This is a genomic window from Methylotenera sp., from assembly GCF_030684185.1.
Lineage (GTDB): Bacteria > Pseudomonadota > Gammaproteobacteria > Burkholderiales > Methylophilaceae > Methylotenera.
In genome coordinates this window covers 31,993-54,089 of sequence record NZ_JAUXOY010000017.1, presented here as the reverse complement: position 1 = coordinate 54,089, position 22,097 = coordinate 31,993, and the positions used below count along the sequence as shown (strand labels likewise).

The 22,097-nt window shown below is 40.8% G+C and carries 34 protein-coding genes; 17 read left to right on the top strand and 17 right to left on the bottom strand.

The window, feature by feature from the left end; translation table 11 throughout:
- Positions 1-15: 15 nt before the first annotated feature.
- The 7 genes from Q8J82_RS08050 to Q8J82_RS08020 all read left to right on the top strand — a co-directional run bounded on the left by Q8J82_RS08050 (position 16) and on the right by Q8J82_RS08020 (position 3,621).
- Positions 16-582 (top strand): hypothetical protein, encoded by a 567-nt coding sequence (locus Q8J82_RS08050; RefSeq protein ID WP_305328093.1) that lies wholly within the window; start codon positions 16-18, stop codon positions 580-582.
- Between the two features lie 102 nt (positions 583-684).
- Positions 685-1,053, top strand: a complete 369-nt coding sequence (locus Q8J82_RS08045) for a M15 family metallopeptidase (protein WP_305328092.1) — start codon at positions 685-687, stop codon at positions 1,051-1,053.
- Between the two features lie 41 nt (positions 1,054-1,094).
- A complete protein-coding gene (locus Q8J82_RS08040) occupies positions 1,095-1,295 on the top strand; it encodes a hypothetical protein (RefSeq protein ID WP_305328091.1) in 201 nt (66 codons plus the stop codon).
- A gap of 171 nt (positions 1,296-1,466) precedes the next feature.
- Positions 1,467-1,838 (top strand): hypothetical protein, encoded by a 372-nt coding sequence (locus Q8J82_RS08035; protein ID WP_305328090.1) that lies wholly within the window; start codon positions 1,467-1,469, stop codon positions 1,836-1,838.
- A 66-nt stretch (positions 1,839-1,904) separates the two neighbouring features.
- On the top strand, positions 1,905-2,249 hold the full coding sequence (locus Q8J82_RS08030; RefSeq protein ID WP_305328089.1) for a hypothetical protein: 345 nt from the start codon (positions 1,905-1,907) through the stop codon (positions 2,247-2,249).
- Positions 2,249-2,716 (top strand): hypothetical protein, encoded by a 468-nt coding sequence (locus tag Q8J82_RS08025; RefSeq protein ID WP_305328088.1) that lies wholly within the window; start codon positions 2,249-2,251, stop codon positions 2,714-2,716. Before Q8J82_RS08030 ends, Q8J82_RS08025 begins: the two co-directional genes overlap by 1 nt.
- The gene (locus Q8J82_RS08020) at positions 2,713-3,621 is read left to right on the top strand and encodes a hypothetical protein (RefSeq protein WP_305328087.1); all 909 of its coding nucleotides are present in this window, start codon (positions 2,713-2,715) and stop codon (positions 3,619-3,621) included. Before Q8J82_RS08025 ends, Q8J82_RS08020 begins: the two co-directional genes overlap by 4 nt.
- A 212-nt stretch (positions 3,622-3,833) precedes the next feature.
- Here Q8J82_RS08020 and Q8J82_RS08015 read toward each other — a convergent pair whose 3' ends face one another.
- A complete protein-coding gene (locus Q8J82_RS08015; protein WP_305328086.1) occupies positions 3,834-4,190 on the bottom strand; it encodes a hypothetical protein in 357 nt (118 codons plus the stop codon).
- Between the two features lie 175 nt (positions 4,191-4,365).
- Between Q8J82_RS08015 and Q8J82_RS08010 the strand changes: the two genes are divergently transcribed.
- The 9 genes from Q8J82_RS08010 (at position 4,366) to Q8J82_RS07970 (ending at position 7,627) form a co-directional block, all read left to right on the top strand.
- The gene (locus Q8J82_RS08010; protein ID WP_305328085.1) at positions 4,366-4,656 is read left to right on the top strand and encodes a hypothetical protein; all 291 of its coding nucleotides are present in this window, start codon (positions 4,366-4,368) and stop codon (positions 4,654-4,656) included.
- Positions 4,653-4,856 (top strand): hypothetical protein, encoded by a 204-nt coding sequence (locus Q8J82_RS08005; RefSeq protein ID WP_305328084.1) that lies wholly within the window; start codon positions 4,653-4,655, stop codon positions 4,854-4,856. Before Q8J82_RS08010 ends, Q8J82_RS08005 begins: the two co-directional genes overlap by 4 nt.
- Positions 4,853-5,269 (top strand): VC1465 family Xer recombination activation factor, encoded by a 417-nt coding sequence (locus Q8J82_RS08000; protein WP_305328083.1) that lies wholly within the window; start codon positions 4,853-4,855, stop codon positions 5,267-5,269. The genes Q8J82_RS08005 and Q8J82_RS08000 overlap by 4 nt, the downstream gene beginning before the upstream one ends.
- A gap of 44 nt (positions 5,270-5,313) precedes the next feature.
- Positions 5,314-5,601, top strand: coding sequence for a hypothetical protein (locus Q8J82_RS07995; protein WP_305328082.1), 288 nt, complete (start codon positions 5,314-5,316; stop codon positions 5,599-5,601).
- Positions 5,602-5,603: 2 nt separating this feature from the next.
- Positions 5,604-5,870, top strand: a complete 267-nt coding sequence (locus tag Q8J82_RS07990; RefSeq protein WP_305328081.1) for a hypothetical protein — start codon at positions 5,604-5,606, stop codon at positions 5,868-5,870.
- Positions 5,871-6,084: 214 nt separating this feature from the next.
- Positions 6,085-6,351, top strand: a complete 267-nt coding sequence (locus tag Q8J82_RS07985; protein ID WP_305328080.1) for a hypothetical protein — start codon at positions 6,085-6,087, stop codon at positions 6,349-6,351.
- Between the two features lie 2 nt (positions 6,352-6,353).
- Positions 6,354-6,575: a hypothetical protein gene (locus tag Q8J82_RS07980; protein WP_305328079.1), complete on the top strand. Its 222-nt coding sequence runs from the start codon at positions 6,354-6,356 to the stop codon at positions 6,573-6,575.
- On the top strand, positions 6,572-7,003 hold the full coding sequence (locus Q8J82_RS07975) for a VC1465 family Xer recombination activation factor (RefSeq protein ID WP_305328078.1): 432 nt from the start codon (positions 6,572-6,574) through the stop codon (positions 7,001-7,003). The genes Q8J82_RS07980 and Q8J82_RS07975 overlap by 4 nt, the downstream gene beginning before the upstream one ends.
- Positions 7,004-7,303: 300 nt before the next feature.
- A complete protein-coding gene (locus Q8J82_RS07970) occupies positions 7,304-7,627 on the top strand; it encodes a hypothetical protein (RefSeq protein WP_305328077.1) in 324 nt (107 codons plus the stop codon).
- Between the two features lie 177 nt (positions 7,628-7,804).
- Here the strand turns inward: Q8J82_RS07970 and Q8J82_RS07965 are convergent, their stop codons facing one another.
- The 16 genes from Q8J82_RS07965 to Q8J82_RS07890 form a co-directional block, all read right to left on the bottom strand.
- Positions 7,805-8,200 carry a hypothetical protein gene (locus Q8J82_RS07965; RefSeq protein ID WP_304892081.1) on the bottom strand — a complete coding sequence of 132 codons (396 nt, stop codon included), beginning with the start codon at positions 8,198-8,200 and terminating at the stop codon, positions 7,805-7,807.
- Between the two features lie 129 nt (positions 8,201-8,329).
- On the bottom strand, positions 8,330-9,094 hold the full coding sequence (locus Q8J82_RS07960) for an MBL fold metallo-hydrolase (protein WP_304892082.1): 765 nt from the start codon (positions 9,092-9,094) through the stop codon (positions 8,330-8,332).
- A 31-nt stretch (positions 9,095-9,125) separates the two neighbouring features.
- Complete coding sequence (locus Q8J82_RS07955; RefSeq protein ID WP_304892083.1) at positions 9,126-9,905, bottom strand: TatD family hydrolase; 780 nt, start codon at positions 9,903-9,905, stop codon at positions 9,126-9,128.
- Between the two features lie 15 nt (positions 9,906-9,920).
- Positions 9,921-10,292 (bottom strand): PilZ domain-containing protein, encoded by a 372-nt coding sequence (locus Q8J82_RS07950; RefSeq protein WP_304892084.1) that lies wholly within the window; start codon positions 10,290-10,292, stop codon positions 9,921-9,923.
- A gap of 44 nt (positions 10,293-10,336) precedes the next feature.
- Positions 10,337-11,350 carry a DNA polymerase III subunit delta' gene (holB, locus tag Q8J82_RS07945; protein WP_305328076.1) on the bottom strand — a complete coding sequence of 338 codons (1,014 nt, stop codon included), beginning with the start codon at positions 11,348-11,350 and terminating at the stop codon, positions 10,337-10,339.
- A gap of 15 nt (positions 11,351-11,365) precedes the next feature.
- The gene (gene tmk, locus Q8J82_RS07940) at positions 11,366-11,986 is read right to left on the bottom strand and encodes a dTMP kinase (RefSeq protein ID WP_370653584.1); all 621 of its coding nucleotides are present in this window, start codon (positions 11,984-11,986) and stop codon (positions 11,366-11,368) included.
- A 25-nt stretch (positions 11,987-12,011) separates the two neighbouring features.
- The gene (gene mltG / locus Q8J82_RS07935) at positions 12,012-13,007 is read right to left on the bottom strand and encodes an endolytic transglycosylase MltG (protein ID WP_304908460.1); all 996 of its coding nucleotides are present in this window, start codon (positions 13,005-13,007) and stop codon (positions 12,012-12,014) included.
- Positions 13,004-13,837 carry an aminodeoxychorismate lyase gene (gene pabC, locus Q8J82_RS07930; protein WP_305328075.1) on the bottom strand — a complete coding sequence of 278 codons (834 nt, stop codon included), beginning with the start codon at positions 13,835-13,837 and terminating at the stop codon, positions 13,004-13,006. Before pabC ends, mltG begins: the two co-directional genes overlap by 4 nt.
- A gap of 108 nt (positions 13,838-13,945) precedes the next feature.
- Positions 13,946-15,178 (bottom strand): beta-ketoacyl-ACP synthase II, encoded by a 1,233-nt coding sequence (gene fabF, locus Q8J82_RS07925; protein ID WP_305252539.1) that lies wholly within the window; start codon positions 15,176-15,178, stop codon positions 13,946-13,948.
- Positions 15,179-15,318: 140 nt separating this feature from the next.
- A complete protein-coding gene (acpP, locus tag Q8J82_RS07920) occupies positions 15,319-15,555 on the bottom strand; it encodes an acyl carrier protein (RefSeq protein WP_015832083.1) in 237 nt (78 codons plus the stop codon).
- Between the two features lie 131 nt (positions 15,556-15,686).
- Positions 15,687-16,427, bottom strand: coding sequence for a 3-oxoacyl-ACP reductase FabG (gene fabG, locus Q8J82_RS07915; protein ID WP_304892089.1), 741 nt, complete (start codon positions 16,425-16,427; stop codon positions 15,687-15,689).
- A 48-nt stretch (positions 16,428-16,475) separates the two neighbouring features.
- Positions 16,476-17,402 (bottom strand): ACP S-malonyltransferase, encoded by a 927-nt coding sequence (gene fabD / locus Q8J82_RS07910; protein ID WP_305328074.1) that lies wholly within the window; start codon positions 17,400-17,402, stop codon positions 16,476-16,478.
- Between the two features lie 107 nt (positions 17,403-17,509).
- On the bottom strand, positions 17,510-18,460 hold the full coding sequence (locus Q8J82_RS07905; RefSeq protein WP_304908457.1) for a beta-ketoacyl-ACP synthase III: 951 nt from the start codon (positions 18,458-18,460) through the stop codon (positions 17,510-17,512).
- Entirely contained in the window at positions 18,457-19,512 is a 1,056-nt protein-coding gene (gene plsX, locus Q8J82_RS07900) for a phosphate acyltransferase PlsX (protein WP_304892092.1), read from the bottom strand. Before plsX ends, Q8J82_RS07905 begins: the two co-directional genes overlap by 4 nt.
- A 208-nt stretch (positions 19,513-19,720) precedes the next feature.
- Entirely contained in the window at positions 19,721-19,900 is a 180-nt protein-coding gene (gene rpmF / locus Q8J82_RS07895) for a 50S ribosomal protein L32 (protein ID WP_304892093.1), read from the bottom strand.
- 153 nt (positions 19,901-20,053) lie between these two features.
- Positions 20,054-20,581 (bottom strand): DUF177 domain-containing protein, encoded by a 528-nt coding sequence (locus tag Q8J82_RS07890; RefSeq protein ID WP_304908456.1) that lies wholly within the window; start codon positions 20,579-20,581, stop codon positions 20,054-20,056.
- Between the two features lie 96 nt (positions 20,582-20,677).
- Here Q8J82_RS07890 and Q8J82_RS07885 point away from each other — a divergent pair, with 96 nt between their 5' ends.
- Complete coding sequence (locus Q8J82_RS07885) at positions 20,678-22,096, top strand: acetyl-CoA carboxylase biotin carboxylase subunit (protein WP_304892095.1); 1,419 nt, start codon at positions 20,678-20,680, stop codon at positions 22,094-22,096.
- The last annotated feature ends 1 nt before the right edge of the window (position 22,097 follow it).

Sequence of the window (22,097 nt, the reverse complement as noted above, 5' to 3'; positions counted from 1 at the left end):
TAAAAAAGGATTTATATGCCTATGGTATTGTCAGCAAACCGCGCTAATCAGAAAAGCGCAATTGGGTTATCAAGTGGGTTATTTAGTGGTGGAATTGCAATTGATGCCAAAGTAACAGATATTAAAAATTTAAAGTTTCAAGCAAATGTAACATTTCAAACTGGCGATGTTGCGTCACCATATAAAACATTCACGCCTTCTACGGATGACGGTGAAGTTAAGACATTTAGCGCACTTGATGACATTATCAAATGGGTTAATGGCGCGTTTAATGATGTTCAGACAATAAGCATTAACATAGATGAAGCGGTGAAGCTATCTAAAGCTTTTGTGCCACCTACTGACCCTATTGCAGATGCGCTAAAACAAAAAACTAAGTTTCAAAAACTTAAAGATGGCTTATTAGACAATAAAACAAATGCACTTGCTAAAGTGCAAGCGGCAGAGGCGCAAGGCTATCACACAAGCCCAAATGCGGCATTATTGGCATTGTACGCAAGCTTAGTTACTAAAAAGAACGCCGTTTTAGCAATTGAAACGTACTATACAAATGAAATTGCGCGATTTAACGCAATCGTTTAAGTAGGTGCGGTATTAAGTGGCGGGGATTGGCGTTTTTCGAGTGAAAGCGATTAAAACAAAGGGACTCGCCACTTTTTTTATTTAGGAATAAATAGGTAGTTTATGTCATCAAGAGATATTAACGATTTAAAGCCAGAGATTAAAATGAAGGCTTTGAGGTTTGTCGAGCTATGCAAGCAGAAAGGCATAGATATATTGATAGTATGCACGTTGCGAACAAGTGAAGAACAAGACGAACTTTGGCAAAGTGGAAGAACAAAAGCGGGCAAAATTTTAACAAATTTAAAAGGCGGTAAAAGTAAGCATAATTTTGGGCTGGCTTTCGATTTTTGCGTTTTGGCAAATGGAAAGTGCGACTGGAATAATAAAGACGCATTCTTAGAGGCTGGAAAAATTGGCGAAAGTGTGGGCTTGCTTTGGGCGGGGCGATGGACTGGCAAATTAAAGGAAACAGGACATTTTGAAGTTTAGAATTTTAATAAAAAATTACAATAAAAAGTGAAAAATAAAATATGAAAATACCAACATTTTGCGCGTCCGTATGTCCTTGGGCGATTAGGCAATCAAAACAACATTCAACATGGCGCGGAATTGCTTTATTAGGCGGTGCTTTAGGTATTTTCTCAAACCCTGAACAAATCACACTAATTGCAGGGGCGATAGGCACTATTTTAGGCGTGACTGATATAGCGCGGAATGATAATAATGATTAAATAAGCAAGCAAGCGAAAAATCGTCCCTAGGAACTTGTTTAAAACTTCGTTACGCGTAACGATACAATTTTAATATCCCTCGACAACTGGCTTCATTTAAAAAAATGAAAAAAAACATAATTTTTCAAAATTTAAAGTGATTTTTTAATAGTTTTGAATACGGGGAAAAAAATGGCTTTAAAAATAAAAGTTTTACCGTTCACATGCCTAAAATTACATTTTGAGAATGAAGTTTTTTTGCCAATTGAGAAAAATGGATTTTGGCAGTTAGAAAGCATAAATTATATTTTAGTGGGTAGTAACGGCAATGAGTTTTCGTTTAAAAATGAAGTAAATGCAAAATACTGGATTGAGAGCAACCTTATACGCGCAAGTAAAAGCAGATTAACGAAACAGGTTCACATTGATGCGCTAACAGTCAAAAACGCAAACACTCCAAAAGATTACTTGGCATTAGAGATTGAAACTTTAACAGATAGAAATTTAGGGCAGTGGCAAGATAATGAAGATTATTTTATTGATGGCGGCAATGCAATAAATTAAAAATCAAGTAAATAGCAATATTTTATAATTAACTAGAGGAAAATGAAAATGGGTCAAAGAATTAGAATGCGAAGAGATAGTGATACTAACTGGTCGGCGCAAAACCCGATTTTACAGGATGGAGAAATCGGTTACGATAAAACGAGCAAGAGGCAGAAGGTCGGGGATGGGTCAACCACATGGAATGAATTAGTGTGGCTAAAAACGGATTATAACGATTTATTAAATGCACCCGCATTAACAGCTTTTGATGGTGCTTATGCAAATTTAACAGGCAAACCTGAATTGTTTGATGGTGCTTATGCAAATTTAACAGGCAAACCTGAATTGTTTGATGGCAATTATTTAAATTTAACAAACGCGCCTGATTTAACGCTAATTGTAATTGACGGCGGCGGGGCGGCGGGTTAATGGCAAACATAATAAGATTAAGGCGCGATAGTGGAGTTAATCTTTCAAGCGTCAATCCAATTTTGCAGGATGGAGAATTGGCATATGACGAAACGCGAAAGCTATTAAAAATAGGCAATGGCGTTAACAATTGGAATCAATTAGTGGGTTTGGCAGGAGCGGCGGTTATATTAAAAATGCCTTTAACATCAACAGCCCTGCAAACATCAATGGCGCATGGAATGGGTGGGCGACCATTGTCATTAGAGATCTACGCTGAATGTAAAGTGGCGGCATTAGGCTATTCTGTAGGGGATTTAGCAAGACCAACAACAACAGCTAATATTTGTGTATCGGCAGACTCAACAAATTTATATATAAGCAAATCAGCCTCTAACTCTTCGGTGGTATTATTATTAAAAGGGGGTGGAACTGGCACGGTAGTATTAGCATCATGGGATTTAATTTTGGTAGCTAAACCATTATGATAAACCCGTTTAAAAAATTATATACAAGGAAAGAAGAACTAACCGAAGAGCAAAGATGGTATCCGTATTCATCTAAAGAAGACCACGACGCGGCGGTGAATGATACTCTTGATGTAATCGCGCCTATATTTGGAGGCGCGGGCAAGGCAGGATTAAAGGCACTTGTTTATGTAAAAGGGGCTGTAGAGGGATCTGAAATAATTTTAAATATGAAAGAGGCGGTTAGAAAGTGGCTTTCTAAGATATTGGGTAACGTAGTAGAAAGTTTAGATAAAGAGGCGATATTAACGGCGGCGGGCGCGGCGGCGGCTAAAACTTTTTCAGAAAAACTAGAATTAAAATATGGCATAACTTGCGACATTGATAATTTTTACAGTGAAACCCTAGCAGAGGAATTAGGTGAATGGATGGCAGACATTGTAAACGAGAAAATATCAAAAGCCATGGGAAAAGAAACAATAATATTTAGCCCATTATTCCCGCCTGACAACATAAAGAGCGATATAGATAGTTTTTTAGTGGCAGAATTAAATACAAGACTTAATTTACAAGTAGGAAGCATATTAGAAACGCCGCCAACACAACTAATTAGAGAAGTTAAAACTCAGATGATAGATAAGTTCTCTTTAAAAATATCGGAAGTTGCCTATAGAGAAAAAGGCAAACTCTTGGCGGCGGCGAAAAAGAAATATATTAAAGATTTTCAAGAGTTTCTCAGATACTGGACATTAGCAGAAAATACATTCATGGCGATAATGAATAAAATGGACACTAAAACTATTTTTGGATATAAACTAACATCATCGGCATACGGTCAGAGATTAACAAGGCGTGAAGGCAATAAACTTAGGCAGAGAAAATACAGGGAAACACATAGAGAACAAAGGCGATGGGTTAAGGGATAGTATTTTTAAAAACAAGGGTTAAAATATAAAAATGGAACTAAATAAAATTATAATTAGTGTGGTGTTACCAACGATAGCTATATTTTCTACATTGTTTTTATCAGCAATATACCTCTATGAGTGTGATACTAAACAATCATTTATATGGTGTTACCTTATATCAATGCTGGCGTTTTATAAGCTATTAGAATATAGAACTAATGCAAAAAAAACTAAGACTTTAAAATAGTACGTTTTAAATATTTAGCGCGGGCTTTATCGCGTTTTATTTGTTGTTTAAATACCACACATTCAAAATTATTACACACATGGAACCAGCTAGGACAAGCTGGTTTTTTTTCGTCTAAAACTTTTTTATAAACAGTTTCAAGCACTTGTAATTCGCAATCGTTATATTTTTCGGATGATTCATATTTTGATATAACAGAATAGAATAAACCATTAAGTTTTGATAACTTTATTTTATTTATTACATCAAAGTTTTTAAAGTATTGTTCTAGCGTGGATTTAGTGCGGTTGCGCAAATGCGCAACCTCATCAAGCCATAATAGAACGTCACTTTTTAACACGATAACATCGCCGAATAAGTCGGTGTGATAGCACATAAAATAATCCCTTTTATGTGATTTTGTTGAAGGTGTATTATTTTACATAATATACATTATACGAAGTACAGTATATTATTTTGCGGAACAGTTATTCATTTTTAACCCTGCTTTTGGCGTATGCCTCTAGGAGTACAAAATGGCAAACGCTACACCGCAAAAAAGATTTAATGTTTCATTCACTCGCTCACAATTGGAGCTTCTTGAAAAAATGCTTGAGCAAGAAATTTTTGCTCTTGAATCCGGCTATGCACATCCGCATCCCCAGTTATTAAAACGCACCTTTGATGCGGTTTATGAACATCTCCAACCCTCTGCCGACGAAAAACAAAAACGTTTTGAGAACTGGGTCAAAAAAATTCAGCGGGGGCGCAGTCGATTCGCGTCAGCGGGCGTATGCGCACATGCTGAATTATCTGGGGCTGCATGATGACAAACCATGCGCCCAAACTTCCCAAATGTGAACCTGTTAGCTTACGCACTTTTGCTGTTACCACTGGCTTATCGCTCGACCAGCTCCGCAAGTTCTGCCTGCAAGGTCGTATCGTTGGCGCTCGTAAACACGTTATGACTAAACAATGGTGGATTTACCCGCCCGCCAAAATTGTACCTAGTCAACTTCGCTGGTGAAGCGCAAAAAATACAAGCGCAAGCCATACAAACCCATTGATAGAGAGCAATTCAGAGAAGTGAGAATGATGAACCGATTAAGTGTTGATGAAGTCGCCAAGCTGTTACAGGTGACAAGCAGAACGATAGCGCACTGGGAAAGCGGAGTGACCCGCATCCCCTATTCCGCGTTTAAGCTTTTGCGCTGCCTAGCCAATGGTGCCTTGTTGCCTCAGGCTTGGAAAGGTTGGGTAATCAAAGGCGACACCCTTTGGTCACCCGTGGGCAGACCGTTCCGACAACATGAACTCACCTACATTTCTAACTACTTTACGATGGCGCGTTACTGGCAAGCTGATTATGAACGACGAAACACCGCAAGACAAGACCCGAAAAAAACTCCGCTTCGCTTGATTATTGGGGGTGCTGTATGAACTTTGCTGTTGTTGCCTTCCCGCAGGGTGAAGGCGCGAATTTGATGCTGGGGTATGGGGAACGCAGTTCCCCATGTAGACAGCGCTATAACGGCCTTCTGCGCATTATTTCGCGTGAGTTGACCTGGCGTATTCTGCCAAAGGTAATTTCGCGCCCTGCTAGCGGTTTTGGGTTTAAGGGTTTGAGGGGTTGCTCGACGGCTTTAGACGGCGGGCAGAATTGGGGCGACGGGTTTACTGTAACACCCGTACAAGTTCTCCCTCGGGAGAACCTGTACCAGCTCTTAAAACCTGCTGTAATCCCTGCCAATATTGACTTTGAGGGCTTTTAACTATGCTAGAAAACTATTCCGCAAATAATCTGTTTCAATTTAGCTTTGTGACGGTTGAAAAAGCCTCTATTTATTTCTCGGTTTCTACTCGACGCATCCGCAAATTATTAAGCGACGGTCGTTTGGCTGGCAATAAAAGGGGCAAGGCTTGGCAGATTCTCTACCCCTACCGATTAACCACTGGCCGACGTGGGCCACACATGCTTCAAAGGCAGAATGAAGGTCGATTGTTTAGGGATTATGTGCCAAAGAATAAACGGAACACTTGATAGTGAACTCCAAAAGAAAAAAAACGAAAGGACTGAAAATCTTTCAACGGCTGATTACCGAACGAAAATTTAATCGCAGTATTTTTTAAACCATGCACCAAAAGCGGAAATTTAAACTTGAATCGCTATACATTATACGAAGTACAGTATATTATTTTGCGGAACAGTTATTCATTTTCAACCCTGCTTTTGGTCTCTTCCAAAAGGAGCCAAAATGGCAAACGCTACACCGCAACAAAATTACAATATTCAGCTTTCTAGACTTCAATTAGAGTTACTCGCTAAACTAATTGATGAAGGGCTTTACGCTCATGAATCTGGATTTCCTCACAAAAACCCCAAGCTTCTAAAACGCACCTGTGATGTGTTCTGGGAGCATCTGAAACCGTCCCCCGAAGAAAAGCTTATGCGCATGCAAAGCTGGATTGACCAGATTTACGTCAAGCGCATAGCTGACGTAAATCTGGTCAAGGCGGCTTGATTATGATTATCGCTGAATCTAGGCTTAATCACGCTGCCTTCCAATCTTCCAAATGTGAGCCAGTTAGCCTGCGCAGCTTTGCTGATAGCAACGGTCTTTCATACAATCTACTACGCAAATATTGCAATCAAGGTCGCGTTATTGGTGCCCGTCAACACGTCAGGACTAAGCATTGGTGGATTTACCCGCCCGCCAAAATTGTGCCTAGTCAACTTCGTTGGTGAAGCGCAAAAAGTACAAACGCAAGCCATACAAGCCCATTGATAGAGAAAAATTTAAGGAAGTTAGATTGATGAATCGATTGAGTGTTGAAGATGCTGCCAAGTTGCTTCAGGTGACCAGTAGAACGATAGCGCATTGGGAATGCGGTGCGACCCGCATCCCCTATTCTGCGTTTAAGCTGCTGCGCTGCCTTGCCAATGGTGCATTGTTGTCGTCGGCTTGGAAAGGTTGGGTAATCAAAGGTGACACCCTTTGGTCGCCCGTGGGTAGACCTTTCCGACAACATGAACTCACTTACATTTCTCATTACTTTACGATGGCGCGTTACTGGCAAGCGGATTATGAACGCCGAAATACAAAACGGCAAGCGGCGCACGTAATCGACTTTAAACCGCTTTTACGCTTGGTGTTAGGGGGTAAACATGACTAACCCCCTAAAAACGCTTCAAAACGCCTTAAATGGTGTTATGAGGTATGGGGGAACTCGGTTCCCCCATGTAGACTTGCGCCATTTCGCATTGAGGCGCAGTTTATCGCGTGCGGTTAAGGTTGGTAGCTTGCTGAAGGTCATTGCGCGCCCTGCCGACGGTTTTAAGGTTTTGGGTTTAACCTGGTGTTTTAGGCAGTGTGCGTGTCTTATAACATGCACACTTCTTCACCCACGGGTTAAAACATATTTACTGGCAACCCCTTTGTATCCGTTGCCAGTATTAGCTCTCAGGGGTTTCTTATGCTAAAAAACTATTCCGCCTCAAACTATGAAACACCAAAGCCGACAAGGGACGGTGAATTTATGCTTGATGGTAAGCTGGTTGCAGTCAATGTGGACTTAGCTTCCAAGCTGTTTCACACCTCAACGCGGCGTGTCCGTCAGATGCTGCTGGATGGGAAATTGAAAGGCACTAAGTTTGGCAAGCTCTGGCGTATCAATTACCCGTTTCAAATCGTCATGGGTAAACGCGGTCCGATGCTGGGTTATAACCGATACGAAAGGCGTATAAAAAGTCGGAACATTAACGATTTTGAAAACTCCGCTTTTACGAAGGGAGCCTGAAAATCTTTCAACGGCTGATGACCAATCGAAAATTTAACCCTGTATTTTTAAAAATAGGCACTAAAAGCAGTTAAATTGAATTTGTATTCCTATACATTATACGAAGTAAGTTGCATGTAAATAAAGCCAGTGTTTAGCACTGGCTTTATTATGTTCCACCTAATCGATACCAGAAAATTATCTGTTATTGAAAAAAGCGATGTTCATTACCTTATCATTAACAAATGTAATTTCAGTTTCTTTGTAAGTACGTTTAGGGTCGTATTTAACTATATTTTTGTAGTACCACATTTCAACATTCACGCGCTTAGAGTTTTTTTCATCGGCACCAACCTTACCCAGAAAACCAGCTGCGCCTGCTGGTTTTACAGATAATTCTTTTTTAAATGGCGCACCTAATTTTGCAGTAACTAATTTTTTTGTTTTACCACTAAAGGTATCTAAAAATTGATCCTCAGTATATGTTTTACTAACTGGTGCTGCGTTAACTTGACCTACAGCCGTAGTAAAAAATATTGCTGTAGCAATACTTATACATAATTTCAATATTATATTATTCAAAGTAAACTGCATTTATTAAATCTCCCTATTAAGCTGTAATTATCTCATTTATATTTTAAATAGTCCTAATTAAAACAAAAAAGGTACTTAAAACATAAAAACTATCACCCTACATAACGTACATAAATTTGTTTAGCTGACCTATTCCATAAATAATTTAAGTCCATCGTAACCTACAAAAACATTGTTTGGTAACTGTTTACTTAAAGCTGCAAATTCAAGCTCATGAGTCATATGTATCAGATAAGTTGATTTCGCACGTATAAGACCAGCATAGTACAAACTTTGTTCAACATTAATATGAGTATAGTGTTTCGTATATCTTAGACAATCCAATAGCAATATTTTTAAGTTACACAATAGCGCTAGTGAACTTTCTGGAATGCTTGAAACATCGGTCAGATAAGCCATATCACCTATCCTGTATCCGTAAATACCACTGTTACCATGTTTGAGTGGTATTGGGATTATGAGCTGTCCAAATAGCTCAAATGGTGCATCTATCGGATTAACTTTCAGTACTGGTAAATCCCAAAAGTTACTAGCCTCACGTAATGTATAGCCGAACTTGTCAGATATATGTGACATGGCATCATAACTGCCGTAAAGGGGGATTTGACTGCGTTGAATCTGACAAAACCCGCGTAAATCATCAATACCGTGCAAGTGATCAGCATGCGTGTGGGTGTATAGCACCGCATCTATTTGCGTAAGTCCTTCTCTCAATGCTTGTTGCCGCAGGTCTGGGCTTGTGTCTATCAATATTACCTTGCCATTATTTAACTGAATTAAGCTAGAACAACGCGTTCTGTTGTTACGTCGGTCGCTAGATGTACAGGTTGCGCATAGACATCCAACCATTGGTGTTCCCGCGCTTGAACCAACACCCAACATGGTTAATTGCACTTTACGCTCGATTTCATATCAGCATTTTTAGTCATGTTTTGTATGCGGTTGCATGGCTAAATAAACGAAAGAAGTTATCCGTGGAAGCTATCGAAATCTCTTCAAACGATATGTCTCTTAACCTTGCAATCTCTTCAGCTACATTTTTGACGTAGCTTGGTTGATTGATTTTACCCCGATATGGAACAGGGGCCAGATATGGAGAGTCTGTTTCCACCAGCAGTCTATCTAAAGGAATTTTCTGAGCTACCTCTTTGATTGATAACGCATTTTTAAAGGTAACAATTCCAGAAAATGAAATATAAAACCCTAGCTCAATTGCTTGTAAGGCAACATCTAAACTTTCAGTAAAACAGTGCATTACTCCACCGATTTTTTGTGCATTCTCTTCACGCATGATGCGTAACGTATCCTCAGCTGCATTGCGCGTATGTATCACTAAAGGTTTACCGCATGCTATTGCAGCGCGAATATGGTTACGAAAACGCAAGCGCTGCCATTCTAAATCACCTGTAAGCCTGAAGTAATCTAAACCTGTTTCACCTATAGCAATCACTTTAGGATGATTTGCCAGCTTTAATAGCTCATCTACGGTCGGCTCATCTATATCTTCGTAATCTGGATGCACCCCTACAGAGGCAAAAAAGTTGTCATTGGCTTCTGCCAAAGCTAATACTTGCGGAAAATCCGGTAATGTGACTGAAATACACAATGCATACCCTACTTCATTATCAAGCATAGACTGCTTAATGTCTGACAGTTTTTCTAAAAGTTCAGGGAAGTTAAGGTGACAGTGTGAATCAACAAGCATGGCTAAATATCAAAATCACATCGTGTTAGTAGGACGTGATGATTTGAGTGCGCTTCCTAATAAGTTTTCTATTTTATTTTTGGCTTCTAAACCACCATCTCTATCACTAAACTGCACACCGACCCCTTGTGGCCTACCTGCCTGAGCAGCTGGTGTAACCCAAACCACATGCCCAACAACCTTTAGTTTCATAGGGTCATCAATTAAACTTAATAGCATAAATACTTCTTCACCAATTTTAAAAGATTTACTGGTCGGAATAAATAACCCTCCACCTTTAAGGTAAGGCATATAGGCGGCATACAGCGCCGCTTTTTCTTTAATCGCGAGTGATAGAACTCCTGGTTTCGGGGCGGTTGTAATATTATCTGCTAGATTTTCAGCCATTATTGTTTCCTACTAATTAAAATGCAGCAATGTGAATTAACCTGTTAATTAGGTTGAAAAATTCGAGTATATTCCAGCAACAGGCTTTCCATTTGCAATTCATGATTGAGTGGATGAAGCGCCAACTTACGTAAATTATCTACTTTTTTTTGCAGTTGAAACAAGCTAGCTAAGTTTACCTTGTCTGCCAGTGCTTGCAAAGCTGTTGCATGCGCTGCGTGATAACGTAATTGTTGAGAAAATCGAATAGCGACAATATCATAAATCCATTTTTGCAAAGCAATTACACCTATTTCTACTGAGCTGGCAATAAGCATTGGTGCTGCAATATGTGGTTGCAATTTGCTTCCAAGGGCTAATAACCGCCATATTTCTGTAAGCTGCGCAAACTGTAATTGCTCAGAAAACACCTTGATTGGCGAACCTTCCAAATAAGCTAGTTGTTCCTTGGCATTTTTTACGCCCTGCTCGTTAAGCCAAGCCAATGCTTGCATATCTGAAGGCATAGGCATATTGATTTTTTGGCAACGGCTTATAATAGTTGGCAATAAACGTTGCAATTGATGCGCCACTAAAATAAAAACGACACCTTCTGCTGGTTCTTCGAGCATTTTTAATAAAGCGTTAGCAGAAGCCAAATTCAACGCTTCTGCTGGATGAATCAATATAATACGTAAGCCATCGCTACGATGGCTGGATAGGCTTAAAAAATCACTCAACTCACGAATTTGCGCCACTGAAATTTGTGTTTTTTTCTTAGTTTTTTTGGAAGCTGAGCTCTCTTCATCAGTATCGGCCTCTTGTTCCGGGCTTAACAAACGGAAATCAGGGTGGCTTTCTTCATTAAACCAATTACAACTTGAGCATTTTCCGCAAGCATGACCCAAATCATCTTTATGCGCACATAAAAGCGCTTGGCTTAAACATCTTGCGAAATCATACTTCCCGATTCCAGCTCGACCATGCAACAGTAAAGCATGTGCCCTGCGCTTATCATCTTGATTAACAAGCCGCCAAACATCAGCTTGCCAAGGGTAAATTTTAGTTAAACTATTCATTTATTTTAAAATTAATCATAAGGTTGAAATAATATCTTCAACTGATTTCTTAACTTTATCTAAAGGCCTGTTAGCGTCAATTATTCTAAATCTTACTGGGTTATCTTTGGCTCGCTGCAAGTAAGCTCCCCTAATACGGGTAAAAAAATCCGCACCTTCCCGTTCAAATTTATCTGGTGTACGTGCGCTGGCTAGCCTTTCCATGCTCACTTCTACAGGTACATCGAACAAAAGTGTGATGTCTGGCTGCAGACTCCCTTGCACCCATTGTTCTAACAATTGGATTTTGCTGGCAGCAACACCTTTTGCACCAGATTGATATGCATAAGTAGCATCTGTAAAACGGTCAGACAATACATAAGCACCTCTCATCAGCGCAGGTTGTATCACAGTTGCAATATGCTCACGTCTGGCAGCAAACATAAGTAACGTCTCCGTTTCTGCATGCATATTTTCATGTAGTAATAGTTCTCGTAAACGCTCGCCAAGGGCGGTACCGCCTGGTTCGCGTGTTGATACGACTTCGCGCCCTTGTGATTTTAAAATCTCGATAATGTTAGCAATATGCGTGCTTTTACCTGCGCCATCCATGCCTTCCAGTGTAATGAATTTAGGTTTAATAAATTTAGCTGTCATATTTCGTATATTTTTTCTAATCAACTTATTTTTTTAATTGGTATTTAACTACTGCCCGGTTATGGTCTTCTAAATTGTTCGAAAAAGCGTGGCTACCATCACCCTTACCAACAAAATAAAGCGCCTTCGTTTTTTCTGGGTGCAAAGCCGCTTCAATGGCAGCCATACCTGGCATCGCGATTGGGCTAGGTGGCAATCCGTTACGCGTATAAGTATTATAAGGGGTATCTGTTAGTAAATCTTTTTTACGGATGTTTCCATTATATTGCGCCCCCATACCGTAAATAACGGTTGGATCAGTTTGTAGGCGCATACCAATACGTAGTCGATTGATAAATACACCGGCAATCATTGGCCGCTCACTCGCTTTACCTGTTTCCTTTTCAACAATAGAAGCCATAATTAATGCTTCATAACTATTCTTGTAGGGCAATCCAGCTTCACGTCTTTCCCAAGCCACTTTCAGCTTACTTTGCATAGCATCATAACTACGCTTCAAAATAACGGTATCTGCAGTATTACGATCAAAATAGTAAGTATCAGGAAAGAATAACCCTTCAGCAATGCTATATTCTGAGCCCATAAGTTTTAATATTTCAGGTTCAGATAACACTGTAATTGTTTGTTTTATAGCATCATTTTTTTTAATTCTATCACGCATTTGCTGAAAGGTACGGCCTTCAATAAAGGTAGCGCTGCCTTGCGTTGCCTTACCGTGATTTAGCGAAAGTAATAATTGATAAGGCGTAACATTTCTATTTAAGGTGTAATTACCCGCCTGCAAATTTTTTTCCTTATTAAGCAATTTAGCGATAATGATAAAGCGCCAAGGCTCAGTTAATACCCCTTGTTCAACTAACTGATTCGCGATGCTTTTAAGCCCACTGTTAGGCTGAATGACGATTTCCTGGCTGTTAGGCTGTAGTCTTAAAGGTGAAGCTGCATAATAAGCAAGCAATGCACCCAATATACAAATAGCTATCAGGGTTAGTAAAAACCATTTTTTTATAATTTTTATCATGAGCTTAGAAGGTTTCTGATGTTTTTGGCTAACGACTGCAGTGACCAGGTATTCTGACCAATTTTACTTACTTGAAATGCGCCATATAAACTATTGCAGATAATCACTTCATCAGCTTGAGTTAGCTTTATCAAGGGCAATGCTTCAACTTCAACTGTTAAATTAAGTGATGAAACCAGCCCCATAATACGCTGTCGCGTCATACCCGCCACGCCACACTGACTTAAGTCCGGAGTGACTAATACCTTATCAAAACGAGCAAAAATATTACTCATAGTGCATTCAATAACGTTCTCATACTGGTCTAACATGACACCATCAAATATGTTTTCATCATGCCATTCCATGCGTGCCATCACGTTTTCAAGGCGATTTAAGTGCTTTATACCAGCAAGTTTAGTTTGCACTGCCAACCTCGTTTTGCACACATGCAAATTGACGCCTATCACAAAGTTTTCTTTCGCATAACTCGGCATTGCTGATTTGACTATCACTCGTGTAGGGTTTGTAACAGCTGGCACGGCATAACCCCGCTCGCCTTCGCCTCTAGTAATAATCACCTTAATGACACTCGATAGATTATCCGTAAGCTCTTTGATTGAAATTAATTGCTGCATATCATTCATCAGCAACTCTGCACTTGGACAAACGATACCTATTGCGGCACAATCTGCCACCAGTTTTTGGTAATGTAATGGCCAGCATTCAGGTTGCCCATTACGCATTAACATCGTACGAAAAACCCCATCGCCGTAAGCAAAACCGCGATCTAGCGGTGTAATCACCTGATTGAAATCACCATTAATTATATAAGAATGTGCGCTATTCATAAGCCCTAATTAAACCATAGCAAAGGTCAATTAACCAACATGTAAGCAGAATAAAAAAGCCTGCGATTTTATTCGCAGGCTAAAAGTGAGTGTATCTTTATTAAATGCTTAAACTTTTTTAAAAACCAAGCTACCGTTAGTTCCGCCAAAACCAAAGTTATTTTTTAGCGCATATTCAATCTTCATATCTCTTGCGGTATTTGCGCAGTAATCCAGGTCACATTCTGGATCCTGATTGAATATGTTAATTGTAGGTGGTGACACTTGATTATAAATAGAAAGCACAGTGAATACTGACTCCAAACCGCCCGCACCACCCAGTAAATGTCCAGTCATAGACTTGGTTGAATTGACCACCAGTTTGTAGGCATGTTCCCCAAATGCAGCTTTTATTGCGTTGGTCTCGTTAGAGTCTCCCAGTGGCGTAGAGGTACCGTGTGCATTGATAAACTGCACTGCACTTGGGTCAATACCCGCGTTGCTCATGGCGTTACGCATGGACCTACGTGGCCCGTCCATATTAGGCGCAGTCATGTGATACGCATCCGCACTCATGCCATAACCACTGAGTTCTCCATAGATTTTTGCGCCACGTTTTTTTGCATGCTCATACTCCTCAAGCACCATTACGCCTGCTCCTTCGCCTATAACAAACCCATCGCGGTCTTTATCCCATGGGCGGCTTGCGGTTGCAGGGTCATCATTACGTGTTGAAAGTGCACGTGAGGCAGCGAAGCCGCCCACACTTAAGCGAGTAATCGCAGCTTCAGCACCACCAGCAATCATTACATCTGCATCACCATATTCAATCATTCGAGAAGCATCGCCAATCGAATGCGTGCCAGTTGTACAAGCAGTAACAATGGCGACATTAGGGCCTTTAAAGCCAAACATAATTGACAGGTTACCGGAGATCATATTAATAATCGTGCCAGGAATAAAGAACGGAGATATCTTACGAGGACCTGACTCTTGATAAAGGATGTCAGTATCTTCAATAAATTGCATTCCGCCAATTCCAGAGCCAATCGAAACACCGATGCGCTCCGCATTTTCTTCTGTAGCGACTATTCCGGAATCTTTTACCGCCTCAATTGCGGCAGCAAGACCAAACTGAATAAACGTATCCATTCGTCGGGCGTCTTTTGCGGTTATAAAATCTTCTGGATTAAAGTCTTTTACCTCACCTGCGATGGTGGATGCAAAAGCACTCGCATCGAATTTGGTAATTTGTGTAATGCCAGATTTACCAGCAATAAGGTTATCCCATGCAGTTTTAACACCAATACCTACAGGTGAAACCACACCAAGACCAGTAACGACGACTCTGCGTTTAGACATAAAGAAAGTCTCTTAAAAATGATTAACCCAGAAACCTTTTACAAAAAATTGTGAAATGGTTACTGGGTTTTGAAGCGATTGCATCGTTGTAAATGGCTTCAAAGTAATTAGCTTTAAAAGCGCTTACAACTTACGTATATTTATTTGAGGTTAGTATTGATGTAATCAATCGCTAATTGAACAGTTGTGATTTTTTCTGCTTCTTCATCAGGAATTTCACAATCGAATTCTTCTTCAAGTGCCATTACAAGCTCAACTGTATCAAGTGAGTCAGCACCTAAATCATCTACAAATGATGAAGCGTTTTTAACATCAGCTTCATTTGCACCAAGTTGTTCTGCAACAATTTTTTTAACGCGTTGTTCGATGTCAGACATCTAATTACCCCTTTTATTAAAAATAGCTTTATCAGCTAAGACAGTATTCTACCAAAACTCGAACAGAATACCAAAAACTTAATCAATACAAAAATTTTATCTGAATTAATTTGATGAATTAATCAACAGATTTAAACCATTAACATACCACCATTTACATGAATCGTTTCACCGGTAATATAAGCTGCATTTGGAGATGCTAAAAAGGCCACCGTAGCGGCGATTTCCTTAACATTGCCTAACCGCCCCGCAGGAATACGCGCCAGCATTTTATTGGTGATATCTTCAGGCAACTCTGCGGTCATATCAGTATCAATAAAACCTGGCGCAACACAATTAACAGTAATTCCACGGCTACCTACTTCAGCGGCCAAAGATTTTGTAAAACCAGTCATGCCAGCTTTTGCCGCGGCATAGTTAGTCTGACCAGCATTTCCCATATGGCCTACTACTGATGAAATACTGATAATACGGCCCGTACGTGCCTTCATCATCGGGCGCAATACCGCCTGGCTCATACGAAATACTGAGGTTAAATTGGTACTGATAACAGCATCCCAATCTTCATCTTTCATGCGCATCAGTAAAGTATCACGAGTGATTCCCGCATTATTAACCAAAATACTTACATCACCGTACTTTTCAGCAATCGCTTTCAAAGTAGCTTCCACTTGTGCAGCATCGTTAACGTCTAGGGCCATGCCCTCACCTTTGATATTGGCACCAGCCAAAACTTTGCTGATAGACGCCGCTCCATTGGCTGAAGTTGCCGTTCCAATAACAGTTGCGCCCTGTTCACCAAGTTCCAGCGCAATTGCTGCACCTATGCCACGGCTTGCGCCTGTTATTAAAGCAATTTGTCCAGTTAACATGGTAATCCCCTGAATATATTATATTTACTAATTATTAGCAGCGCTAAATTACAACTGACCTTGCAAGTCAAATAAAGCTTCATTATTCGTTAATGCGACGCATGGCAACTCAGCGACGATACGCTTAGTCAGACCTGCCAATACTTTACCAGGCCCACATTCTGCAGCTTGCGTTACACCTTGTGCGTGAATGGCTTGTACAGTTTCCACCCAACGGACGGGGCTATATAACTGGCGAACTAAAGCATCTTTAATTTTATCGCCATCTTGAAATGCAACGACATCTGCATTTTGCATGACAGGTATTTGAGGCGTAAGTATAGTTACATTTTTTAAGTATTCTGCAAGTTTTACAGCGGCAGGCTTCATAAGTGCGCAATGCGAAGGAACGCTTACCGGCAATGGGAGTGCGCGTTTAGCACCTTTTGCTTTCGCAAGCTCCATACCGCGTTCTACCGCCGTTTTGTTGCCAGCAATGACCACTTGACCAGGTGAATTAAAATTAACAGCTTCTAATACTTCACTTAACGCAGCTTCAGCACAGACAGCACGCACAGCATCGTCATCCAAGCCTAATATTGCCGCCATTGCACCGACGCCAGCAGGCACAGCGCTTTGCATCACTTCTGCCCGATAAGAAACCAGGGGTAGCGCTTCTGCGAATGAAATAGCGCCAGATGCAACCAGCGCAGTATATTCACCAAGACTATGACCAGCAAGCACACTTGGGAGCTTGCCTGTAGTCGCTTGCCATGCACGCCATGTAGCAACGCCAGCAATGAGCATAATGGGCTGTGTATTAGTGGTTTCGTTAATGCCTTCATTCGGCTCAGTAGCCATCGACCAAAAATTAAGCCCCAAAATATCAGAGGCTTCGGTAAAAGTATTGCGAATAATACCCGAGTCTCCGAAACCAGCCATCATGCCTACTGATTGCGAGCCTTGACCAGGGAATAGAAATGCTAATTTTTTCATATGATTTTTAATGTGCTAGTAATTTTAATGTGCTAGTAATTTAGTTGCAGTAGCTATTAACAGACTGGTGTAAATAGATTTTTCGTTTTAAACATTTAATTCGATGTTTAAAACTTAATTAAGGCAGAACCCCAGGTAAATCCGCCACCGAAAGCTTCCATCAGAACAATCTCACCACGTTTAATACGTCCATCCCTAACGGCTACATCCAGTGCCAGCGGTATAGAGGCAGCAGAGGTATTACCATGCTTATCTACCGTCACCACCACTTGATCCATACTCATCTCTAATTTTTTTGCGGTAGCTTGCAAAATACGAATGTTTGCCTGATGTGGTACCAACCAGTCAATATCTGATTTTTGCATGCCATTGGCGATTAAAGTTTCATCCACGATTGCGTCTAACGTATTCACTGCGACTTTAAAAACACCATTACCTTCCATTACCACGGTATCACGACCGTTGGGGTCATCGTTTCGAGGCACATGTAACATTTTTTCATAATTCCCATCCGCATGCAAATGAGTAGAAATAACACCCGGCTCTGAACTGGCTTGCAATATCACCGCACCAGCACCATCACCCCATAAAATACAGTTTCCACGGTTAGTCCAATCAACGATACGGGAAAAAGTTTCTGCTCCAATCACCAGAGCACATTTAGCAGCACCAGATTTAATAAAGTTATCAGCGGTTGCAAGTGCGTATACAAATCCACTGCACACGGCTTGTATATCAAATGCCGGGCAGCCAGCAATGCCCAGTTTATTTTGTAATATCACAGCCGTACTAGGGAAAATCTTATCTGGTGTTGTGGTAGCTACAATAATCAAATCAATATCGTTAGCTACTATTCCTGCGGACTCAATGGCGTTACGTGCAGCATGCAGCGCTAAATCGCTAGTGGATTCGTCATCTGCCACAATGTGACGCTCACGAATGCCGGTACGTGTAAAAATCCACTCATCGGTGGTGTCGACCATGCTTTCTAAATCAGCATTGGTGAGTATTTTTTTCGGAAGATAACTTCCTGTTCCTGTAATTCGTGAGTGTGTCATTCGTTATCCACAATATCTGTATTGGACGCAATGGCGTGTTGCGATTGTATATGCTCTATTTCAAGTTGCTCTGTAATGCGTTTTAGCACACCACTACGTGATTCCTCAACTGCCGTATGAATAGCATTTAAAAATGCAACGACGTCAGCACCACCGTGACTCTTCACTACGATACCACGCAAACCTAAAAAGCTGGCGCCATTGTAGTTACGGGGATCCATACGACTTTTAAATGCCTTAAGTACTGGCATAGCTACCAAGCCCATGAGCTTGGTTAACCAATTACGCTTAAATTCCTGCGAAAGGAAACGCCCCATCATTTGAGCTAAACCCTCTGAAGCTTTAAGTGTAACATTACCTACAAAACCATCACATACCACGACATCTGTAGTACCTTTAAAAATATCATTGCCTTCTATGTTGCCATAAAAATTCAAGTGACTTTTTCTCAGCAGCTCGCCTGTTTGCTTTACAACTTCATTGCCTTTAATTTCTTCAGAGCCAATGTTGAGCAAGCCTACAGTAGGATTCGGCTTGTGCTCAACACAAGAAACCAACATGCTACCCATCACGGCAAATTGCAATAACTGATCTGCTGTACAATCAGCATTTGCACCTAAATCCAAAATATAAGTCTTACCTTTTTGACTGGGAAATATACCTGCAATCGCTGGCCTATCAATACCAGGCAAGGTTTTTAACACAAAGCGTGCGGTCGCCATAAGGGCCCCTGTATTGCCTGCACTGACACAAGCAGACGCCTCGCCACTCTTCACTAAATTAACAGCCACGCGCATGGAAGAATCTTTTTTATTCTTAAGCGCAAGCTGTGGTGACTCATCCATAGTAACTACTTCGCTTGCATGATGAATACGTAACCTGGGACCTGTAGTCGCTTTACGGGCTTTTAGCTCAGATTCGATAGCGTCTTTTAAGCCAACCAATACAATATTGAGTTCATCATCTTCTATAAGCGCTTTAAGCGCGGCGGGAATGGTGATATGTGGGCCATGATCGCCACCCATTGCATCTATTGCGAGCGTAATATCCATAATTTTACTCGGTAGTTATACTCAGTTTGCCATTAGCTAATACAAGCTACTTGCTGATTCAATGAGCTGTATTAATTAGCGCACTAAAAACACTAACGCCGCCCCAATAATGGCGCGGCGCTAATGAGATCGATGCGTATCTATTCAAACTTCTAATTCTAGATTTTTCTAGTTAGATATAATTTGAAAATCAAATTCGATAGTACTGTTATTCGCCTTTTGACGGCATTACTTTACGACCACGATAATAACCGTTCGGGCTAATGTGGTGACGTAAGTGAGTTTCGCCTGTTGTAGGCTCAACTGCTAAAGCTGGGTTGACTAAAAAGTCATGTGAACGGTGCATACCACGTTTTGATGGTGACTTTTTGTTTTGCTGAACTGCCATATTAAACTCCAATAAAATGATTAAAACATCATCTCAATTACATACAAACTAATGCATAAAATACTACTTTGCATCACTAATTTAAGATTACGTTAAACTGCTAGAGCGGCACTATAATATAAAACGTAGCTTTTGTCAGCTTTTAATCAGCTTTTAAGGCTTAATTAAACCTTTTAATGCCGCAAATGGATTTGGGTTTTCCCCGCTTTGGGTTACCAGCTCTATACAACCTTCTTCATGCTTGGGTGCAATTGGCATGGCCATGATAATTTCATCCTCGATTAACGCAACAACATCCATAGACTTGCTGGCTTGCTGCAAGTCAAAATCGTCACTATTATCAATATCAACAGCCTCTGCATCGGTATCACTTACATTACCAATTAAATAATTGAAGCTTAGGTTTAGTTTAAGTGGCATCTTACTTAAACAGCGCTGGCAAATGGTCGTTATATTTGTAGTTAATGACAGATGCAACAAATGCTGCCCAGCCGCATCTGACTTACCTTGCAATATGTAGCCAATTGAACCAAGGGTGCTCGAGCTTTGCACGGAAGTGGCGTTCGAAGGTTTTAAAAGTTCATACAATCGAGGGCAGTCTTCTAAGGACAATTCGCCTTTTAGGTATTCATTTTTTTTAGAAAAAGCAAGATTGTCTATCAATATTGAATGCATACTCATTTTTTTAGTACCCTAAAAATTAGTGTTGGGGATTTAGCAATAAGAATACGCATGTTACAATTGCTGAGTTTGAGTATCAAATTTAAGGGTTGTAACGTGTTCAAAAAAATTCTTGTAGCTAACCGCGGTGAAATCGCAGTGCGTATTGTACGCGCTTGCTCAGAAATGGGTATTAAGTCTGTGGCGATTTATGCGGATGCCGATCGTCAAGCGCTTCATGTTAAAAAGGCAGATGAAGCTTACAACATTGGTGCGGATCCAGTTGCTGGTTATTTGAATGCCCATAAGATTGTGAATCTTGCAGTAGCCTCCGGTTGCGACGCGCTTCATCCAGGCTATGGATTTTTATCAGAAAATCCAGAATTAGCTGAAATCTGCGCACGCCGTGGCGTTAAGTTCATTGGACCTAACGCATCTGTCATTCGTCAAATGGGCGATAAAATTCAGGCTAGAAACGCCATGACTAGCGCTGGAATCCCTTGCACACCTGGCAGTGATGGCAATTTAGCCAATTTGGAAGAGGCGGTAGCTTTGGCTAAAAAAATTGGCTACCCTGTGATGTTAAAAGCTACCAACGGTGGTGGTGGGCGTGGCATACGCCGTTGTGATAGCGAAAAAGAACTTTTAAGCAATTATGACCGCGTCATTTCTGAAGCGAGTAAGGCTTTTGGTAAACCTGAAGTATTTTTGGAAAAATGTGTTGTAACGCCTCGCCATATTGAAGTACAAATTCTGGCGGATTCACAAGGTAACGTCATTCATTTATTTGAACGTGACTGCTCAATTCAACGGCGTAATCAAAAGTTGATTGAAATTGCACCCTCTCCGCAACTTACACAAGCGCAACGCGAATACATTGGTGGTTTAGCGGTAAAAGCAGCTAAAGCCGTCGGTTATGAGAATGCTGGAACTGTAGAGTTTTTATTAGACTCAGATAATACATTTTACTTTATGGAAATGAACACGCGCCTGCAGGTTGAACATACTGTGACAGAAACCATTACCGGCATTGATATTGTACAAGAGCAAATTCGTGTTGCTTATGGCCTGCCATTGCAATACCAGCAAAAAGAAGTGCAGTTTAGGGGTTACGCCATGGAGTTTCGCATCAATGCGGAAGATCCAAAAAATGACTTTTTACCGAGCTTTGGCAAGATCACGCGCTACTATGCCCCAGGCGGACCAGGTGTGCGTATGGACGCAGCGATTTATAGTGGCTATGTCATTCCGCCCTATTATGACTCTATGTGCGCCAAACTCACCGTTTGGGCTCTGGATTGGGATAGTGTGATTGAGCGTGGCCGCCGTGCACTAGATGATATGTTGATTTATGGGGTTAAAACGACCATTCCTTACTATCAAGAGATTTTAAAGCATAAGGATTTCAGAGATGCTAATTTCAACACCAGTTTTGTTGAGTCGCACCCGGAGCTAACAAATTATGCAAATGAGATACCACCCGAAATGATTGCTGCGGCTATTTCAGCAGCAATAGCCGCACATGAAGGAATTTAGA

Coding starts and splice junctions, on each gene's coding strand:
- Q8J82_RS08050 (WP_305328093.1), top strand. CDS start 16: ATGCCTATGGTATTGTCAGCAAACCGCGCTAATCAGAAAAGCGCAATT.
- Q8J82_RS08045 (WP_305328092.1), top strand. CDS start 685: ATGTCATCAAGAGATATTAACGATTTAAAGCCAGAGATTAAAATGAAG.
- Q8J82_RS08040 (WP_305328091.1), top strand. CDS start 1,095: ATGAAAATACCAACATTTTGCGCGTCCGTATGTCCTTGGGCGATTAGG.
- Q8J82_RS08035 (WP_305328090.1), top strand. CDS start 1,467: ATGGCTTTAAAAATAAAAGTTTTACCGTTCACATGCCTAAAATTACAT.
- Q8J82_RS08030 (WP_305328089.1), top strand. CDS start 1,905: ATGCGAAGAGATAGTGATACTAACTGGTCGGCGCAAAACCCGATTTTA.
- Q8J82_RS08025 (WP_305328088.1), top strand. CDS start 2,249: ATGGCAAACATAATAAGATTAAGGCGCGATAGTGGAGTTAATCTTTCA.
- Q8J82_RS08020 (WP_305328087.1), top strand. CDS start 2,713: ATGATAAACCCGTTTAAAAAATTATATACAAGGAAAGAAGAACTAACC.
- Q8J82_RS08010 (WP_305328085.1), top strand. CDS start 4,366: ATGGCAAACGCTACACCGCAAAAAAGATTTAATGTTTCATTCACTCGC.
- Q8J82_RS08005 (WP_305328084.1), top strand. CDS start 4,653: ATGATGACAAACCATGCGCCCAAACTTCCCAAATGTGAACCTGTTAGC.
- Q8J82_RS07995 (WP_305328082.1), top strand. CDS start 5,314: ATGCTGGGGTATGGGGAACGCAGTTCCCCATGTAGACAGCGCTATAAC.
- Q8J82_RS07990 (WP_305328081.1), top strand. CDS start 5,604: ATGCTAGAAAACTATTCCGCAAATAATCTGTTTCAATTTAGCTTTGTG.
- Q8J82_RS07985 (WP_305328080.1), top strand. CDS start 6,085: ATGGCAAACGCTACACCGCAACAAAATTACAATATTCAGCTTTCTAGA.
- Q8J82_RS07980 (WP_305328079.1), top strand. CDS start 6,354: ATGATTATCGCTGAATCTAGGCTTAATCACGCTGCCTTCCAATCTTCC.
- Q8J82_RS07970 (WP_305328077.1), top strand. CDS start 7,304: ATGCTAAAAAACTATTCCGCCTCAAACTATGAAACACCAAAGCCGACA.
- Q8J82_RS07965 (WP_304892081.1), bottom strand. CDS start 8,200: ATGCAGTTTACTTTGAATAATATAATATTGAAATTATGTATAAGTATT.
- Q8J82_RS07955 (WP_304892083.1), bottom strand. CDS start 9,905: ATGCTTGTTGATTCACACTGTCACCTTAACTTCCCTGAACTTTTAGAA.
- Q8J82_RS07950 (WP_304892084.1), bottom strand. CDS start 10,292: ATGGCTGAAAATCTAGCAGATAATATTACAACCGCCCCGAAACCAGGA.
- holB (WP_305328076.1), bottom strand. CDS start 11,350: ATGAATAGTTTAACTAAAATTTACCCTTGGCAAGCTGATGTTTGGCGG.
- tmk (WP_370653584.1), bottom strand. CDS start 11,986: ATGACAGCTAAATTTATTAAACCTAAATTCATTACACTGGAAGGCATG.
- mltG (WP_304908460.1), bottom strand. CDS start 13,007: ATGATAAAAATTATAAAAAAATGGTTTTTACTAACCCTGATAGCTATT.
- pabC (WP_305328075.1), bottom strand. CDS start 13,837: ATGAATAGCGCACATTCTTATATAATTAATGGTGATTTCAATCAGGTG.
- fabF (WP_305252539.1), bottom strand. CDS start 15,178: ATGTCTAAACGCAGAGTCGTCGTTACTGGTCTTGGTGTGGTTTCACCT.
- acpP (WP_015832083.1), bottom strand. CDS start 15,555: ATGTCTGACATCGAACAACGCGTTAAAAAAATTGTTGCAGAACAACTT.
- fabG (WP_304892089.1), bottom strand. CDS start 16,427: ATGTTAACTGGACAAATTGCTTTAATAACAGGCGCAAGCCGTGGCATA.
- fabD (WP_305328074.1), bottom strand. CDS start 17,402: ATGAAAAAATTAGCATTTCTATTCCCTGGTCAAGGCTCGCAATCAGTA.
- Q8J82_RS07905 (WP_304908457.1), bottom strand. CDS start 18,460: ATGACACACTCACGAATTACAGGAACAGGAAGTTATCTTCCGAAAAAA.
- plsX (WP_304892092.1), bottom strand. CDS start 19,512: ATGGATATTACGCTCGCAATAGATGCAATGGGTGGCGATCATGGCCCA.
- rpmF (WP_304892093.1), bottom strand. CDS start 19,900: ATGGCAGTTCAGCAAAACAAAAAGTCACCATCAAAACGTGGTATGCAC.
- Q8J82_RS07890 (WP_304908456.1), bottom strand. CDS start 20,581: ATGAGTATGCATTCAATATTGATAGACAATCTTGCTTTTTCTAAAAAA.